Annotated in this window: 17 protein-coding genes and 1 pseudogene; 3 read left to right on the top strand and 15 right to left on the bottom strand. The window is 57.1% G+C overall.

From position 1 onward, the window contains the following. Positions 1-15 precede the first annotated feature (15 nt). From dmeF to ACQ4OB_RS02995, 6 genes are all read right to left on the bottom strand, one after another. Entirely contained in the window at positions 16-939 is a 924-nt protein-coding gene (gene dmeF / locus ACQ4OB_RS03020) for a CDF family Co(II)/Ni(II) efflux transporter DmeF (protein WP_430955096.1), read from the bottom strand. A 20-nt stretch (positions 940-959) separates the two neighbouring features. Continuing rightward, positions 960-1,235 (bottom strand): metal/formaldehyde-sensitive transcriptional repressor, encoded by a 276-nt coding sequence (locus tag ACQ4OB_RS03015; protein ID WP_074877333.1) that lies wholly within the window; start codon positions 1,233-1,235, stop codon positions 960-962. 187 nt (positions 1,236-1,422) lie between these two features. Further along, a complete protein-coding gene (locus tag ACQ4OB_RS03010) occupies positions 1,423-2,154 on the bottom strand; it encodes an anti-sigma factor (protein WP_102615860.1) in 732 nt (243 codons plus the stop codon). Continuing rightward, positions 2,151-2,717 (bottom strand): sigma-70 family RNA polymerase sigma factor, encoded by a 567-nt coding sequence (locus ACQ4OB_RS03005; RefSeq protein WP_413037965.1) that lies wholly within the window; start codon positions 2,715-2,717, stop codon positions 2,151-2,153. The genes ACQ4OB_RS03010 and ACQ4OB_RS03005 overlap by 4 nt, the downstream gene beginning before the upstream one ends. A gap of 105 nt (positions 2,718-2,822) precedes the next feature. Continuing rightward, positions 2,823-3,365 (bottom strand): DUF3455 domain-containing protein, encoded by a 543-nt coding sequence (locus tag ACQ4OB_RS03000; protein ID WP_430955095.1) that lies wholly within the window; start codon positions 3,363-3,365, stop codon positions 2,823-2,825. Positions 3,366-3,553: 188 nt separating this feature from the next. Beyond that, positions 3,554-4,384, bottom strand: coding sequence for an alpha/beta fold hydrolase (locus ACQ4OB_RS02995; protein ID WP_102615858.1), 831 nt, complete (start codon positions 4,382-4,384; stop codon positions 3,554-3,556). A gap of 234 nt (positions 4,385-4,618) precedes the next feature. On the opposite strand from ACQ4OB_RS02995, the gene ACQ4OB_RS02990 reads away from it, so the two are divergent. Further along, on the top strand, positions 4,619-5,098 hold the full coding sequence (locus tag ACQ4OB_RS02990; RefSeq protein WP_430955188.1) for a MerR family DNA-binding transcriptional regulator: 480 nt from the start codon (positions 4,619-4,621) through the stop codon (positions 5,096-5,098). Positions 5,099-5,113: 15 nt separating this feature from the next. Here ACQ4OB_RS02990 and ACQ4OB_RS02985 read toward each other — a convergent pair. The 5 genes and pseudogenes from ACQ4OB_RS02985 to ACQ4OB_RS02965 all read right to left on the bottom strand — a co-directional run. After that, positions 5,114-5,242, bottom strand: a pseudogene (locus tag ACQ4OB_RS02985) (acetoacetate decarboxylase (ADC)); the annotation flags it as partial. 172 nt (positions 5,243-5,414) lie between these two features. After that, positions 5,415-6,437: a transketolase family protein gene (locus ACQ4OB_RS02980; RefSeq protein WP_074877323.1), complete on the bottom strand. Its 1,023-nt coding sequence runs from the start codon at positions 6,435-6,437 to the stop codon at positions 5,415-5,417. Then, positions 6,434-7,282 carry a transketolase gene (locus tag ACQ4OB_RS02975; RefSeq protein WP_430955094.1) on the bottom strand — a complete coding sequence of 283 codons (849 nt, stop codon included), beginning with the start codon at positions 7,280-7,282 and terminating at the stop codon, positions 6,434-6,436. The genes ACQ4OB_RS02980 and ACQ4OB_RS02975 overlap by 4 nt, the downstream gene beginning before the upstream one ends. Before the next feature lie 17 nt (positions 7,283-7,299). Beyond that, positions 7,300-8,598: an MFS transporter gene (locus ACQ4OB_RS02970; RefSeq protein WP_074877319.1), complete on the bottom strand. Its 1,299-nt coding sequence runs from the start codon at positions 8,596-8,598 to the stop codon at positions 7,300-7,302. Between the two features lie 100 nt (positions 8,599-8,698). After that, on the bottom strand, positions 8,699-9,448 hold the full coding sequence (locus ACQ4OB_RS02965; protein WP_074877317.1) for an SDR family NAD(P)-dependent oxidoreductase: 750 nt from the start codon (positions 9,446-9,448) through the stop codon (positions 8,699-8,701). Between the two features lie 198 nt (positions 9,449-9,646). Between ACQ4OB_RS02965 and ACQ4OB_RS02960 the strand changes: the two genes are divergently transcribed. After that, on the top strand, positions 9,647-10,561 hold the full coding sequence (locus ACQ4OB_RS02960; RefSeq protein WP_074877315.1) for a LysR substrate-binding domain-containing protein: 915 nt from the start codon (positions 9,647-9,649) through the stop codon (positions 10,559-10,561). A 194-nt stretch (positions 10,562-10,755) separates the two neighbouring features. Here the strand turns inward: ACQ4OB_RS02960 and ACQ4OB_RS02955 are convergent, their stop codons facing one another. Beyond that, positions 10,756-11,799 (bottom strand): LLM class flavin-dependent oxidoreductase, encoded by a 1,044-nt coding sequence (locus ACQ4OB_RS02955; RefSeq protein ID WP_076030855.1) that lies wholly within the window; start codon positions 11,797-11,799, stop codon positions 10,756-10,758. 36 nt (positions 11,800-11,835) lie between these two features. Then, on the bottom strand, positions 11,836-12,321 hold the full coding sequence (locus tag ACQ4OB_RS02950) for a flavin reductase family protein (RefSeq protein ID WP_074877311.1): 486 nt from the start codon (positions 12,319-12,321) through the stop codon (positions 11,836-11,838). A gap of 324 nt (positions 12,322-12,645) precedes the next feature. Here ACQ4OB_RS02950 and ACQ4OB_RS02945 point away from each other — a divergent pair, with 324 nt between their 5' ends. Beyond that, positions 12,646-14,052, top strand: coding sequence for a purine-cytosine permease family protein (locus tag ACQ4OB_RS02945; protein ID WP_430955093.1), 1,407 nt, complete (start codon positions 12,646-12,648; stop codon positions 14,050-14,052). A gap of 2 nt (positions 14,053-14,054) precedes the next feature. On the opposite strand, the gene ACQ4OB_RS02940 is transcribed toward ACQ4OB_RS02945, so the two are convergent. Both ACQ4OB_RS02940 and ACQ4OB_RS02935 read right to left on the bottom strand, forming a co-directional pair. Continuing rightward, positions 14,055-15,026, bottom strand: a complete 972-nt coding sequence (locus ACQ4OB_RS02940) for a TerC family protein (protein WP_430955092.1) — start codon at positions 15,024-15,026, stop codon at positions 14,055-14,057. 241 nt (positions 15,027-15,267) lie between these two features. After that, positions 15,268-16,422 (bottom strand): ABC transporter ATP-binding protein, encoded by a 1,155-nt coding sequence (locus ACQ4OB_RS02935; protein ID WP_102615837.1) that lies wholly within the window; start codon positions 16,420-16,422, stop codon positions 15,268-15,270. Positions 16,423-16,430 lie beyond the last annotated feature (8 nt).

Genomic DNA, 16,430 nt, shown 5'->3' with positions numbered 1-16,430 from the left:
TGGGGGAGGTCCTGATCAGGCAGGTCGAAATTCGACCGTCAGATGGCTGACCTCGTGAACCGGCTTGAGACGTTCACGAATGCTGTCGGCGTTCGCAGTGGCTTCACCAAGGACGCTGACGATGGCGGCATGGGCTTGCGGTCCAACCCGCCAGACGTGCAAGTCCGTGATGGTGGCATCCCCCGGTTTTTCAACCAGTTCGCGGATTTCCTCGGCAACGTGGGCGTCTGTTTGATCCAGCAATACACCTGCGGTGGCCCCCATCAAGGTCCATGCCCACCGCGCGATAACGATGGCGCCGACGATGCCCATGACCGGGTCCAGCCATACCCAACCCAGATACCGACCGGCGAGCAGTGCAGCGATGGCCAGTACCGAAGTCAGCGCGTCTGCGATGACGTGGGCATAGGCCGATTTCAGGTTGTTGTCGTTTCCATGATGAGCATGGGTATGGCCATGATCATCATGATCGTGCCCATGACTGTGCCCGCGGCCCAGCAGCAGGGCACTGACGATGTTGACGATCAAACCGGCAATTGCGATGAGCGTAGCGATGCCGAACTGAACGTCCGTTGGCTGCAAGAGGCGCATGACGGACTCAACGCCAATGCCCAGGGAAACCATACCGAGAATCAACGCCGAAGCGAACCCGCCCAAATCTCCAACCTTGCCGGTACCGAAACTGTAACGCTGGCTGGAGGCGTGGCGTTTAGCATATCCGTACGCGGCTGCCGCGATGCCCAATGCGCCGGCATGAGTTGCCATGTGAAACCCATCGGCCAATAACGCCATCGAGCCTGTGATATACCCGGTGGTGATTTCACTAACCATCATCACAACAGTTAGAGCCACTACCCAAAGCGTACGCTTTGCGTTTTCGTCATGCGCTGAGCCAAGGAACACGTGGTCGTGCGTGTAGTTGATGTTCGTACTGTTCATGAGTGTGTGCCGGGATGTGTTCACTTGGAGTAACGGCGAATGGCTTCAAGAAGCTCTTCGACGCCCGTATTGCGTTCTTCTTCACTGAGCCCAGGGTTCGCAACATGCTCACGCGCGTGATCCTCGATGATTTCCTCCATTAAGCCGTTGATGGCTCCGCGAGTGGCAGCAACAAGGTGCAGTGTCTTTGCGCAATCGAGGTCCGACTCCAGTGCCCGTTCAACGGCCTGAATTTGTCCGGCGATGCGTTTAACACGCTTGAGAAGATCGTCTTTGTTTGCAGCGATATGGCCCATTGGATACCCCCCCACCTATGTTGCGCAAATGATAGGTATACCCCCTATGCCTATGCAAGGGGCGGCGGACAAAGGGATCATCTACGGCCGTTTAGGGGAAAGAGAGGACTTCATTGGGAACTCAGGTAGAGAGGTGAGGGAAGGGGAATGCCGCCTCTGCGGCCTTTTCCTTCAAAGGCGCTCATGATCAGATCACTTTAATGGCCCGGCCAATGAACTGCACCGGACCCGTGGGTTTGCCGGTCTGCGATCCATTTGGACTTTCCAGAGTCAATTCGAAGAGCTGGTTGGGTTCCAGCGGGGGTAATTTATCCAGAGGGACTGAAAGCGTTTGCCCTGGTTTGACCAATCCAAGGGATACCGGTCCTTGCCAGCCGTCCGCTTTGGTCCAGAACTCAAGTGCTTTATCGGTTGGGACTTGCGCTACCACCAAGGGTATCAGTTGGATTTCCCTTGGGTTGCTCGCCTGAATGACCCAGCCGGGCGCCTGGCTTTGTGGAGCCACCAGAACGACCAGGTAGGTGGTCGGATTTACCGGAGCTGTTCGTGTCAGTAGTACTGATCCGAGCAAGAGCGTTGCGACAAGACCTGATCCCGCGAGCCCACGCCATAGGGGAAGAAGGTTCCACCATGAAGTTGGCTTCGCGGCGGCTGCCACTGCTGATGCTCGCCGGTCATTGCTATTCAAGCTACGCTCGATTCGCCTCCAGAGCAGCGGGGTAGGATTCTGCGGTTCAGCCAATTCGGTCAACGTAAGCAAGCGCTGTTCCCACGCATCTACAGCAGATCGCAAATCGAATTCCTGAGCGAGACGCTTTTGTATCTCGATGCGTTGCTCAGCCGGCAACGTGCCTAATACATACTCACTCGCCAGTTCGTCAATGTTCTCGGGATGGTCATCCTCCGGGCTTATGGTCATCCCATGCACTCCCGCAATACAACCAGACTGCGTTTGATCCAGGCTTTGACGGTCCCCAGCGGTGCGTCCAGTTTCTGCGATATTTCAGAATGCGAATAGCCGTCTACATATGCATGAAGGATGCAGTTGCGACGTACCGGCTCCAGTTGTTCAAGGCATAAATAAATACGTCCTGAACGGGTTCGAAAATCGAAGGCCTCCACACTCTCTGACGATGTCTCCATGGATGACAAAGCTTGCAGTGCCATTTCACTTTGCTCGCTGACTTGTACCTCTCTGGCGTTATCTCGCATGAAATTGAGCGCCAGATGTCGCGTCACGCTGAAGATCCAGCCACGGGCAGAGCCTCGTGCCGGATCAAAACTGGCGGCACGGGTCCATATTTTGATGAAGGCATCGTGCACAATGTCTTCCGCCAAGGAGTTATTGCGAGCGATTCGCTTGGCAACCCCCAAAAGTCGAGCACTTTCCTGCTCATACAAGTCTCGCAGTGCCTGCTGCTCGCCCCGGGAGCAAGCAGCCAGGCAGGCTTCATAGTCAAAACAGGGCTCAGGTAGGGACAAAGTTTTCAGCCGCCAGCTGGTAGAAATTTCCCAGCCATTGGCTGGAGTTCCATCGGAGCAGAGTAGACGACTTTGTGCGATAACAACCTGTTCCAGGTAGTTGGCTTAATTGGTTGCCCAAAAAATATAGTCAGCCTGATATTTCACTACCTCACGTTTGCCTTTGTCAGCGGTGGAGCATTCAGTCGTGGGCGCTACGCCGCCTTTTACGGCCACCCGCTGGATATAACTGACACCGCTCATCGCGCCATTGCCTTCCGCAGGGGTAGCCTTGACCAACTGATAAGGGAGGTCGCCAGTACCTGAGGGGGCAACTGCCAGTTGGGTCCCGGTAGTTTTAGACCCGTCATTAGCTTGCCAGGTGGCAGGCGGTCCGAAGTAGGTGCCGACCTGTTTGCCGCTGCGATCATTTAGTACTGCTTTGGGCCCGACGAAAGCCCATTCAGTCTGGCCGGTGGCGTTTGTTTTGGAGCGACACTCATACGTGATTTCGCCTACGCCCACGGTTTCCAGCGCGACCTTATAACCGTCAGGAACCTTGATGCTGTCGGGCAGATCTGACTGGGCGTAGGCAGCTGGCAATGTGACTAACAAGCAGGAGGCAGCAAGCGTAGTACTGACAATGCCCAGAAATCGTTTAGCGTTCATACAAGTCTCTCCAGAAAGGTAATCAGTTCAGCAGCGTTGGCTACTACCTGTACTACCCATTGGAGGACAAACTGGATGCAGTTCTTGAAAAATATCAGTAATGGAAAGTTTGTAGCGATTGCTTAATCGCTGTCGATCTAGTGGCCTTGAAATGGGTAAGGGCGGGATTTTTACCCGCCCTCCATTGTTTAGCTCCGAACGAAAGCGAGCAGATCGGCGTTAATCGTATCGGCGTTGGTTGTAGGCATTCCATGCGGGAAGCCAGGGTAAATTTTCAGCGTACTGTTTTGCAGAAGCTTGGCTGACAGAACCCCGGAATTTTCATAAGGCACGATCTGGTCATCATCACCATGCATCACCAGAACGGGGATCTTGATGCTCTTCAAATCTTCGGTGAAGTCGGTCTGAGAAAAAGCCACGATCCCGTCATAGTGTGCCTTTGCACAGCCCATCATGCCTTGCCGCCACCAGTTCCGGATGATGCCCTCAGAGGATTTTGCACCTGGCCGGTTGTAGCCGTAAAAAGGTCCCGCTGGAACGTCGTGGTAGAACTGTGCGCGGTTGGCCTTCAGTTGTGCCTGCAAGTCGTCGAAAACTGACTTAGGCAGGCCGCCAGAATTACTCGGGGTCTGGACCATCAGCGGTGGGACGGCACTGATGATGGCGGCCTTCGACACTCGGTCTTCGCCGTGTCGCGCGATGTAATGAACAACTTCACCCCCGCCGGTGGAGTGGCCGACATGGACTGCTCCTTGTACGCCGAGGTGATCAACCACGGCCGCGACGTCGTCAGCATAGTGATCCATGTCGTGTCCGTCCCACACCTGACTGGAGCGCCCGTGACCACGTCGGTCGTGTGCAACAACCCGGTAACCGTTGGCCAGGAAAAAGAGCATTTGCGCGTCCCAATCGTCCGCGCTCAGTGGCCATCCATGATGGAAAAAGATTACCTGGGCATCGTGCGGCCCCCAGTCTTTGTAAAAGATCTCAACACCGTCTCGCGTAGTGACATACCCCATGTTCGCATCTCCTGAATGAAGGAAGGCCTAAACCGAATCGTGTTTCGATCAAGGCCCTGAATGAACAAAGTGCAGCCCATCCAATAGGCGGTTCAGAGGGCGCGTGTTTCTGGATCTGTCTGCCCCATGATTTCCATGACGGCTGAGCAACACGTGGCGCTCGAGCCGCTTGGCCACCCGAAGACTTTAGGTTTAAAGTCAACTTTAAGGTCAATAGACTTTTTGAGGTGGAATATGAGAATAGGCGAACTGGCGAAAATCAGCGGGTTGGCGCCTTCACGCATTCGCTTCTACGAAGCGAGCGGCCTGATCAAGTCGGTCGAGCGTAAAGCCAATGGTTATCGAGATTACGCACCTGACATCCAGTGGGTTCTGGAGATCATCACCGGCGCGCAGGCGGCGGGCTTTTCATTGGAAGAAATTCGGCAATTGATGCCGATGAATGCGAGTGGTTGGCAGCACGAAGAGTTGCTCAGTGGCCTCAAGCAAAAGGTTGAGGAAATCGAAGTCCTGCAGCAGCGGTTGGCCCAGAACAAAGCGCAACTTCTGCTGGTCATCAAAGGCATCGAGGGTAAGCCCGAGGGCATGGCGTGTGCAGACAATGCGCAATTGTTGTTGCATCGTCTGCGCGATGAGGGTGTGGCAGCCACTTCAGGCCGCCGTGATGCAGCGTCTTCCAGGAAAAAAACAGCCCGTCAGGCTTCCGGGGCCTGACAGGCGCAACAGGTTTCAGCGCTCGCCAACCAGGGTGGCAAGTGGTTTTGGCGCATAGAGCGTGCTCTGGAACTCAGGCACATATTCGTACTTCATCATTTTCCCCAGCTTCAGGGAGCGGATGTAGTTCGACAGACTGTCATCCCAAGAGAAGATGCCTATTTTTGCAAAAATCTGTTTGCGATTACCTCCAGTCAGTAAAGACACAGGCGCAGAAGCTCTTCATCTACCGTTATCCATCGCTCTTCCTATGCGCTGTTTTGCTGAGCCCTATAGGTTGAATGGCACCCGCTTCCAGGTGCCTTGTACTCGCCCGTTAAAGCCAGGCTTTGATTTGCGCACAAACGGCTTGAGTTGAAATGCCGTAACGATCATGCAGCGTCGGCAGCGCCCCGGCATCGAGGAACGCATCGGGCAAGGCGATCTGCCTGAAGGTTGGCGTCACTCCGTTGCGCAGCAGCACTCCGGCAACGGCCTCACCGAGACCGCCAATTATCGAACTGTTTTCTGCGGTGACCACCAGTCGACCTGACTTCCTAGCCTCGGCAAGAATGGTTTGTTCATCCAGTGGTTTGATCGTCGGTACGTGCAATACGGCGACATCGACGCCGTCCGCTTGCAGTTCTTTGGCTGCTTCCAGTGCACGCATGGTCATCAGACCGGTGGAGATAATCAGCACATCGTTACCGGTGCGCAGGGTCTTGGCCTTGCCGATCTCAAATTTATAGCCGTACTCGTCCAGCACCAGCGGTACATTGCCGCGCAGCAAGCGCATGTACACCGGCCCCTGATGCGCGGCGATGGCGGGCACGGCTTGTTCAATTTCCAGGGCATCGCACGGGTCGACGATCATCAGATTAGGCATGGCGCGGAAGATTGCCAGGTCATCGGTGGCCTGGTGGCTTGGGCCGTAACCGGTAGTAAGGCCGGGCAACCCACAAACGATTTTGACGTTGAGGTTTTCTTCGGCAATCGCCATGCAGATGAAGTCATAGGCGCGGCGCGAAGCGAACACCGCGTAGGTGGTGGCGAAAGGCACGAAGCCTTCGCGGGCCATACCCGCGGCCGCACTCATCAGCAACTGTTCGGCCATGCCCATTTGATAGAAACGGTCGGGATGTGCTTTGGCGAAGATATGCAGGTCGGTGTATTTGGACAGGTCGGCGGACAGGCCGACGATGTCTGAACGCTGTTCTGCCAGCGCCGCGAGCGCATGACCGAAAGGCGCGGATTTCGTGGCTTGGCCTTCCGAGGCAATCGAAGCGATCATCGCTGAGGTGGTCAGGCGTTTCTTGGTCGGTTCGGCAACCGAAGTCGGAGTGTTGGCGGCGTTGCTCATTGGTTTTTTCCTTCTTCAAGATTGTTCAGTGCCAGATCCCATTCGTGTTCTTCCACGCGGATGAAGTGGGTCTTCTCCCGGGTTTCGAGGAAGGGCACGCCTTTGCCCATTTTGGTGTCGCAGATGATCACCCGAGGCTGAGTGCCAGGATGATTGCGGGCGGCATCGAACGCGCTGACCAGCGCCTCCAGATCATTGCCGTCAATGCGCTGGGTGAACCAGCCGAACGCTTGCCAGCGATCGACGATGGGTTCAAAGGACAGGATTTCACTGGAGTAACCGTCGGCTTGCTGGTTGTTGACGTCGACGATGGCGATCAGGTTGTCGAGCTTCCAGTGTGACGCCGACATCACGGCTTCCCAGGTTGAGCCTTCATTCAGTTCGCCGTCCGACAGCAAGTTGTAGACGAAGGAGGGCGACCCTTTGCGCTTGAGGCCCAGGCAGGCACCGACCGCGATGCCAAGACCCTGACCCAGTGAACCACCGGTGATTTCCATGCCCGGCGTGTAGGCGGCCATGCCCGACATCGGCAGGCGGCTGTCGTCCGCACCGTAGGTTTCCAGCTCGTCGAGCGGGATGATTTCGGCTTCGATCAAGGCCGCGTACAACGCAATGGCGTAGTGACCGATCGACAGGTAAAAGCGATCGCGCTCTTCCCATTCAGGATCTTCGGGCCGATAGCTCAGGGCATGGAAGTAGGTTACTGCCAACAGGTCGGCGGCACCGAGGGCCTGGCCGACGTAGCCTTGTCCCTGAACTTTCCCCATTCGCAGCGCGTGGTGGCGAATGTTATGAGCGCGCTCCACCAGGGTCTTGGATGAAACGTATGAAGGATTAGTCGTCATGGTGAAAACTCCGTAAATCAACGATTGACCAAGGCGGCGGGAATGCGCAGCACCAGGGTGGCTCCGGCGAGCAGTACGCCAGTGATCAGATACATGCCGATAGCGCTGGAACCGGTCAGTGTGGTTATCCAGCCAATCAGGTAGGGCGAGCAGAAGCCGGCGAGGTTGGCGAAGCTGTTGACCGCCGCAATGCCGGCGGCAGCGGATACCCCACCGAGCAGCGTGGTGGGCAGCATCCAGAACATCGACGTCGCGGACAGGATTCCTGAAGCGGCCAGGCAAAGACTCAGGATGGAGAGCATCACATTGCCCCCCATCATGGCCGCGAGGCTCAGGCCGATGGCCCCGGCAATCATCGGAACAATCAGGTGCCAGCGGCGCTCGCGGTGTTTGTCGCCACTGCGTCCGGCATACAACATGGCAGCAATTGCACAGAGGTAGGGCAGGCTGGTCAGCAGTCCGATTTTCATCGGGTCGGATACCCCTGCGTTGCGCACCAGGGTAGGTAACCAAAAGGTGATTGCGTACTGACCCATCACGACACAGAAGTAGATGGCGGCCAGTAACCAGAGACGACGGTCGCGGATGAATTCGCCAATAGAGGCATGCGTTACTTTCTTCTGGTCATCCTCGGCCAGCTCGCGGGTGATCAACGCTTTTTCGTCGTCGTTGAGCCAGCTGGCTTGATGCACGCCATCCTTGAGATAGCTCAACACCAGCAGTCCAACCACAACGGTGGGCACAGCCTCCAGCACGAACATCCACTGCCACCCGGCCCAGCCGTGTACACCGGCGAAGTGAGTCATGATCCAACCAGAGATCGGGCCGCCCACCATCCCCGACAACGGAATCGCGATGAACCACAGTACAGTCATGCGGGCACGACGGTAAGACGGGAACCAATAGGTCAGGTACAACAGCAGACCCGGTGCCAGGCCGGCTTCGGCAATCCCGAGCAGAAAGCGCAACACATAGAATTGCCACGCGGTTTCGACGAAGGCGAACAGGGCGGAGACGATGCCCCAGGTGATCATGATGCGCGCGATCCAGACTCGCGCCCCGACCTTATGCAGGATGATGTTGCTGGGAACTTCGCAGAGGAAGTAGCCGATGAAGAACATGCCCGCGCCTAGCCCGTAGACCGTTTCGCTGAGCGCCAGGTCGTTCATCATTTGCAGCTTGGCAAAGCCGACGTTGACGCGATCGAGATAGGCGCATAGGTAGCACAGCATCAGGAACGGCATCAGGCGCCACGCGGTTTTACGGTAGGCGTTGGAGCGCACGGTCGAAACCGCTTCGAGCGACAGGGTAGTCATGATGGTCTGATCTCTTGTTTTTATTGACCGCCAGGCAATCAAGCCTGGCTGTGTCATCGATCCAGAACCGCACGGGCCTTGCAGGCCCGCCCAGGTGTACTCAGTGAATCAGCATGCCGCCGTTCACATCCAGAGTGATGCCGGTCAGGTATGAGGATAGGTCGCTGGCCAGGAATAGCGCCGCATTGGCCACATCCTGTGCTTCGCCGAGACGACCCAGCGGGATGCCGTCGATGATCGCGTGGCGGCGTTCATCCTGCATCAGGCCGCCGGTGATGTCGGTGTGAATCAGGCCGGGGGCGATGGAGTTGACGCGCACCTTGTCCGGCCCCAGTTCCCGAGCCATGGCCTTGGCCAGGCCCAGCACACCGGCCTTGGCGGCGCTGTAATGAGGGCCACCGAAAATGCCGCCGCCGCGTTGAGCGGAAACCGACGACATGCACACGATGCTGCCGCCGGACTGCTGGCGCATGAGCGGAATCACCGCCTGGGACATGAGCAAGGTTCCGCGCAGGCTGACGTCCAACACCTTGTCGTAATCCGAAGGGCGAATGTCCAGAGTCTTGAGGGGTTGGGTGATGCCGGCGTTATTGACGAGGATGTCGATGCGACCGAAGTGCTCGATGATTTTCGCGACAGCCTGCTGCACTTGGGATTCGTCTGCGACGTTGGCGGCGAGGCCGAGATGACCTTCACCCAGGGAGGCGGCGGCATCCCGTGCGGCGGATTCGTCCAGATCGAGGATCACCACACGTGCGCCTTGTTGCGCGAAGGTGGTCGCTGTAGCGCGGCCGATACCACGTGCGGAAGCTGCACCGGTGATGATCGCGACTTTGCCTTGAAGAAGCATGGAAGAGTACCTCTGATTGTTTTTATTGGGTCGATCCTCGAAGAACCGATGACTCAGCTTGTTCTCCACGCTGACCCTGAGCAATAACGCGAATGTCACTCGATGCTGAAAAAAATTCAGCACTCGCCAACCAACTCTTCCAATGTTTGAATAGCTGAACGCCCGGCACAAGCCACCTGCAGCGGAATAGCAATAATCATGAGTTCACCTGGCGATGCACCTCCGATCCTTCCACCACTGAAAGCCATTCAGGCCTTTGAGCAGACGGCACGCTTTGGCAACGTTGCCCGCGCCGCCGAACTGCTCGACCTGACGCCCTCGGCAGTCAGTCATCAGTTGGCCAAACTCGAGGCAATGATCGGGCGGCAGTTGTTTATCAGAACGGCCAGGGGAGTGACATTGACCCCGGTCGGCGAGCAATATCTCACTGAGGTTTCCGGCATTCTGCACAGTCTGGCGGTGGCCACCGAACGGGCCACCAGCGATGTCAGCCTCGATTGCCTGCGACTGCACTCGTCGCCCAGTTTCGGCCTGTTGTGGCTGATGCCGCGCCTGGAGCAATTTCGCCAGAGTCATCCCGATATCCAGCTCAACCTCTCGTGCTCCTACGAGTCGCTGCACTTCAGTCGCGACAAGATCGATGTGGACATTCGCCACGGCATGCCCAACTGGCCCAGCTACGAAGTACGGACGATCCGCAATGAAAAGATTGCCGTGCTGGCGTCCCCGAAACTCTTGGAAAAACGCCCCATCCTGGCGGTCGCGGATTTACTGGACTGCAATCTGATCCTGTCGGAGGCCACGCTGATAAAGTGGCCGCAGCTGTTTGCCCAACATGGGCTGTCTCGTCCGGAAAAACCCTACACGCTTAGCTTTGACCGCTCCTACATGACGCTGGAGGCAGCCAGCCACGGTCTTGGATTTGCCTTGGAAAGCACGCTGCTGGCGCAGGACTATCTAGCGTGTGGAACGTTAGTCGAGGTAGCGCAAGAGTTGAGCGCCCCAATCACTGCACACCACCTGGTTTTCCCCAGAGCCCATGCAAATTTCCCTCGGGTGAGAAGATTTCTGGAGTGGATGCAGAATGAGTTAGGACATGACTTCAATTACTGATGCCATTTCAACGCAGGCCGATTGCTGCCTTCGTTTCCAGCCCATCACAAAATAGAAAACGTGTTCCAGCGGATACCACCGGCCGAACACTATTAGCGTGTCTACAACCATTAAGATCTGGTGCGGACAGCAAAACGCCGGCATGAGCCGGCGTTTTGCTTACTGGGTTTTATCGCAAAGCCTGACGGGCGAGCTTAGCGAAACGCCGGCACCACCTGCTTGATGAACAGCTCCAGGGATTTTTTCTTCTCGGCGTGAGGCAAGCTGTTATCGCACCAGAAGCTGAACTCATCGACGCCCAGTTCCTGGTAGTACTTGATGCGCGGGATGATTTCCTCTGCCGTGCCGATCATGGCGGTTTTGTGCAGGCTTTCGAGTTCGAACTCCGGGCGAGCGGCGAATTTCTCTTCCGGGCTCGGCGCCAGGAAGCCGTTGACCGGCACTTCCTTGTTGCCGAACCAGGCATCGAAGGTGCGGTAGAACTTCGAGATCGCCTTGGCCCCGACTTTCCAGCCTTCCGGGTCATCGGCCGCATGCACGTGGGTGTGACGCAGCACCATCAATTGCGGGCGCGGTACGTCCGGGTTGTTGTCGAGGGCGGCCTGGAACTTGTTCTTCAGGTCGAGGACTTCTTCGTCGCCCTTCATCAGCGGCGTGACCATCACGTTGCAGCCGTTGGCCACGGCGAAGTTGTGCGAGTCCGGGTCGCGGGCGGCAATCCACATCGGCGGGTTGGGCTTCTGGATCGGCTTTGGCACGCTGGTGGAGGTGGGGAATTTCCAGATATCACCGTCGTGGGCATAGTCGCCTTGCCACAGGGCGCGCACTACCGGAACCATTTCCCGCAGGGCTTGACCGCCTGAGGAAGCGGGCATGCCGCCGGCCATACGGTCGAATTCCACCTGGTAGGCGCCACGGGCCAGGCCGACTTCCATGCGACCGTTACTGATCACGTCCAGCAACGCGCACTCGCCAGCTACCCGCAACGGATGCCAGAACGGCGCGATGATGGTGCCGGCGCCAAGGTGAATGGTGGTGGTCTTGGCGGCCAGATAGGCCAGCAATGGCATCGGGCTTGGCGAGATGGTGTATTCCATGGCGTGGTGTTCGCCGATCCAGACGGTGCTGAAACCACCGGCTTCGGCCATCAGGGTCAGTTCGGTCAGGTCTTCGAACAACTGGCGGTGGCTGACACTTTCGTCCCAACGTTCCATGTGCACGAACAGGGAAAACTTCATGACGCTTACCTCGGATCTTTGTTATTGACTGTCGGTTCAGGCGAGGACGGGCAGGGCGCCCATTTTGCCGTGGCAGTACACCAGCGGACCGGCGGTGTGCTGCGGCACTATCAGGTTCTTCACGGCGCCAACCATGATCGCGTGGTCGCCACCTTCATATTCACGCCATAGCTCACATTCGATGACGGCCGTGGCGTTGGCCAGAATCGGATTGCCCAGCTCGCTCAACGTCCATTCGATTCCTTGAGCTTTGTCTTTGCCTTTACGGGCGAAGGCATAGGCTTCGCTTTGCTGGCCGCCAGAAAGCACGTGAATGGCAAAGCGTTTGTTCTTGATCAGTACCGGATAGGAATCGGAGCTGTAGTTGGGGCAGAACAGCACCAGGGCCGGGTCCATGGACAGCGAGCTGAACGCGCTGGCGGTGAGGCCGACAATTTGCCCCTCATCATCCAGCGTGGTGATCACCGTCACCCCGGACGGGAACGAGCCCATGACTTGTTTGTAGATGGCGGCATCGATCATTGGAGGGTCCTCGGGCGCTGCGGCATGGTTTTTATGAATTTATAGGTCTGATGGTATACCGTAATACATAGTTTGCAAGGGCTTTTTATCTTTGCCGATAAACGCGTCCTGCGGCGATAAGGCTTAATGTTTACGGGGCTTTTAACGCAAGGTTGAGAGCCGGAAGCCCTTGGAAAAGCGGATCAGTTTGCCTTTCAAGCAACGGATCAGTCTTGTGAAAATATTGGAATACCATAATATGGTGCGCATCTGCGGGGTTGCCAAAGAGCGCCCCCGGTTTGGCTTCATACAAATATAAGATCAGACAAACTCGAGTTCATGCACATGTCCCAGATGTCCCGGCAAGACCCGTTGATCGAGAATCACACGGTCGATTACGTCCCTCTCGCGGAACGCCATGGGAAGGCCCGCGATCTGTTCACTCTATGGTTCAGCACCAATATTGCGCCGTTGCCGATCGTCACCGGCGCGATGGTGGTTCAGGTATTTCACCTTGACCTGTTCTGGGGGCTGCTGGCGATTGTCCTCGGGCATATGGTCGGCGGTTTGGTGATTGCCCTCGCATCGGCCCAGGGTCCGCGCATGGGAATTCCGCAAATGGTGCAGAGCCGTGGTCAGTTCGGCCGTTATGGTGCGCTGCTGATCGTGTTCTTCGCTGCGCTGATCTACATCGGTTTTTTCATCTCCAACATCGTGCTGGCCGGCAAATCGATTGTCGGCATCGTGCCTTCGGTTCCGGTGCCGGCGAGCATCATCATCGGCGCCCTCAGTGCTACTGCGATCGGAGTGATCGGTTACCGCTTCATTCATACCCTCAATCGCATCGGCACCTGGGTCATGGGCAGCGCCTTGCTCACCGGTTTTTTTTACATCTTCGCCCATGAATTGCCGGCGGACTTTTACAGTCGCGGCGGTTTTAACCTGTCGGGCTGGCTGGCCACGGTGTCGCTGGGGGTCATCTGGCAGATCAGTTTCTCGCCTTATGTCTCTGATTACTCACGTTACCTGCCGGCGGATATCGGCCTTGCCAAGCCGTTCTGGGCCACTTATCTGGGCGCGACCCTGGGCACCATTCTGTCGTTCACCTTCGGCGCGGTGGCGGTACTGGCGACGCCGGAAGGCACTGAAGCGATGGATGCAGTGAAACAGTCCACCGGTTGGCTGGGGCCGATTCTGATGGTGCTGTTTTTGCTCAATATCATCAGCCACAACGCCTTGAATCTGTATGGCGCGGTGCTGTCGATTATTACCTCGATCCAAACCTTCGCCAGCCAATGGACGCCGAGCATCAAGCTGCGGGTGGTGTTGTCCAGCGTGGTGTTGGTGGGCTGCTGCCTGGTGGCGTTGGGGGCTTCGGCGGATTTCATCACGCAGTTCATCGGCTTGATCCTGGCGCTGTTGCTGGTACTGGTGCCATGGGCTTCGATCAACCTGATCGACTTTTATGTGATCAAGCGCGGCAGCTACGACATCGCATCGATCTTTCGGGCGGATGGCGGGATTTATGGGCGTTTCAATCCGCATGCAATCGTTGCGTACTTCATCGGCATCCTTGTGCAGTTGCCGTTTGCCAATACTTCGTTGTATGTCGGGCCCTACGCCAACCTGGTCGAGGGTGCGGATCTTTCGTGGCTGGTGGGGCTGGTGGTGACGTGTCCGTTGTATTACTGCTTGGCTACCCGCGGGCAAACCCGGCAGAGCAGAGCTGCGCGGTGGGGATACACGGACTGACCCTACAGGGATCGCATTCGATCTTCCTTGGGGGGCATGATAAGGCTCAACAGCACCGAAGTCAGAATGACCCCGCCGACAATCGCCAGCGACCATTCAACAGGCAGGTGAAACCACGGCATCAGCGTCATCTTGGTGCCGATGAACACCAGTACGATCGCCAAGCCGTATTTGAGTAAGTGAAAGCGGTCAGCCATGTCGGCCAGCAGGAAGTACAGCGCCCGCAGGCCCATGATCGCGAAGATGTTCGATGTGAACACAATGAACGGATCGGTGGTGATAGCGAAGATCGCCGGGATGCTGTCGATCGCGAACATCAGGTCGCTGGCTTCGATCAGCACCAGTACCAGAAACAATGGCGTCGCCCAGAGTCGACCGTCTTGCACCACAAAAAAACGTTCGCCATGAAACTCACCAGTGACACGCAGATGGCCGCGTATCCAGCGCAATATAGGGTTTTTTTCGAGATCTGGCCGCTGATGCGCGAATGCCAACATCTTGATCCCGGTGATGATCAATAACACACCGAACACATACAGCAACCACGCGAACTGCGACACCAGCCACACGCCGGCGAAAATCATCGCCCCCCGCATCACGATTGCCCCGAGCACACCGTACAGCAACATCCGGCGCTGCAACTCCGGCGGCGCGGCGAAGTAGCCGAAAATCATCACGAAGACGAACATGTTGTCGATCGACAGCGACTGTTCGATCAGGTAACCGGTGAGGAACTCCAGCATTTTGCGCTGGGCGATTTCGGGACCGAGCTCGTCATTCAAGTACCAGCGCAGCAATCCTGCAAAGACCAGCGCCAGCGCGCACCAGGCAATTACCCAGCATGTCGCCTCGCGCGACGATACCCGATGCGCCTTGCGCCCGCCGAAGACAAACAGATCCAAAGCCAGCATGGCGACGACGAAGACGATGAAGGCGACCCACATCCAGGGTTCGCCGATGCTTATGGGCTGCATGTCGTTATCCTTGGCTGGACGTATTCTGGAGCCGACAGGGCCATGCTAGCGAGAGGATGAGGGTTTAGAAAAATCGATTATTCCTTATCAATGATTCGTTATTTACGAAGTGTCGCCGGGGAATTTTAGGTGAGCTTCCTTTGATCCAAAATGCTCGGCAAAAAAAAGGTCACCACAGCCCGACGCTGTGGTGACCCGAGGGTGATACGCAAATCCGGACCCACCGGGGTGGGCTTTTGCATTAATGCGCGCCAGCGGCCTTGTTCAGATCGCTTTCCGCCCATTCGGTGTACACGCACGCATCCGCCGTCGCCCAGCGCACTCGCACCGGGTCGCCAGCCTTGAGCGGCATACCGGCGGCAGAGAGGGCCTTGACGGTCATCGATGTGCCGCCCGAGGTCACCACACTGCAAGTCTGGCTTTCGCCAAGAAACAGCACTTCAACGACCGTGGCCGACACTTCATTCCAGCCCGCCGCCAAGGGTTCCTGGGCGGCTTGCTCGACGCTCAAGGCCAACGCTTTCTCCGGCCGCACCATCAGCAAAACATCCTGATCGGTCTGCAACCCTGCGGTCAGGCGAATCGACAGAGGCTGACCTTCAAACGAAGCCACCGCATTACCCTGAGCCTTGAGTTTGAGGAAGTTGGAGTTGCCCAGAAACGAAGCAACGAAAGCATTCGGCGGATTCTGATAAAGGTCAAAACCACTGCCCAATCCAACGATCTTGCCGTGGCTGAAAATCGCGATGCGCTGAGACAGACGCATGGCTTCTTCCTGGTCGTGGGTCACGTAGATGATGGTGATGCCCAGACGCCGATGCAGCTGGCGCAGTTCATCTTGCAAGTCTTCGCGCAGCTTTTTGTCCAAGGCACCGAGGGGTTCGTCCATCAACAGAATGCGTGGCTCATAAACCAGCGCCCGAGCGATCGCCACCCGTTGCTGCTGACCACCGGAAAGTTGTGAAGGGCGGCGATGCGCAAATTGCTCAAGCTGTACCAGTTTGAGCATGGCGTCGACCCGGCGCTCACGCTCGCTGGCGGCCAGTTTGCGGATGGCCAGGGGGAACGCGATGTTCTCGCGCACCGACAAATGTGGGAACAGCGAATAACGCTGGAACACCATGCCGATGTCACGCTTGTGCGGCGGTACGTTGACCAGTGATTGGCCATTGACCTGGATCTCGCCGCTGCTCGGGGTTTCGAACCCGGCGAGCATCGACAGGGTGGTGCTTTTGCCAGAACCGCTGGAGCCGAGGAAGGTCAGGAATTCACCGTCCTTGATGTCCAGCGAGATGTCGTCCACGGCAGCGAAGTCGCCGTAGTACTTGTTCAGGTTGCGCAGGCTGACCAGCGGTTTGTCGTTCTGCTGCGCGGAATCTTTGATGACGGCACTCATGTCGTACT

This window comes from Pseudomonas sp. ES4, from assembly GCF_050586665.1.
GTDB lineage: Bacteria > Pseudomonadota > Gammaproteobacteria > Pseudomonadales > Pseudomonadaceae > Aquipseudomonas > Aquipseudomonas frederiksbergensis.
The sequence above is the reverse complement of the archived record's forward strand: the minus strand, read 5'-3'. Positions and strand labels throughout refer to the sequence as shown.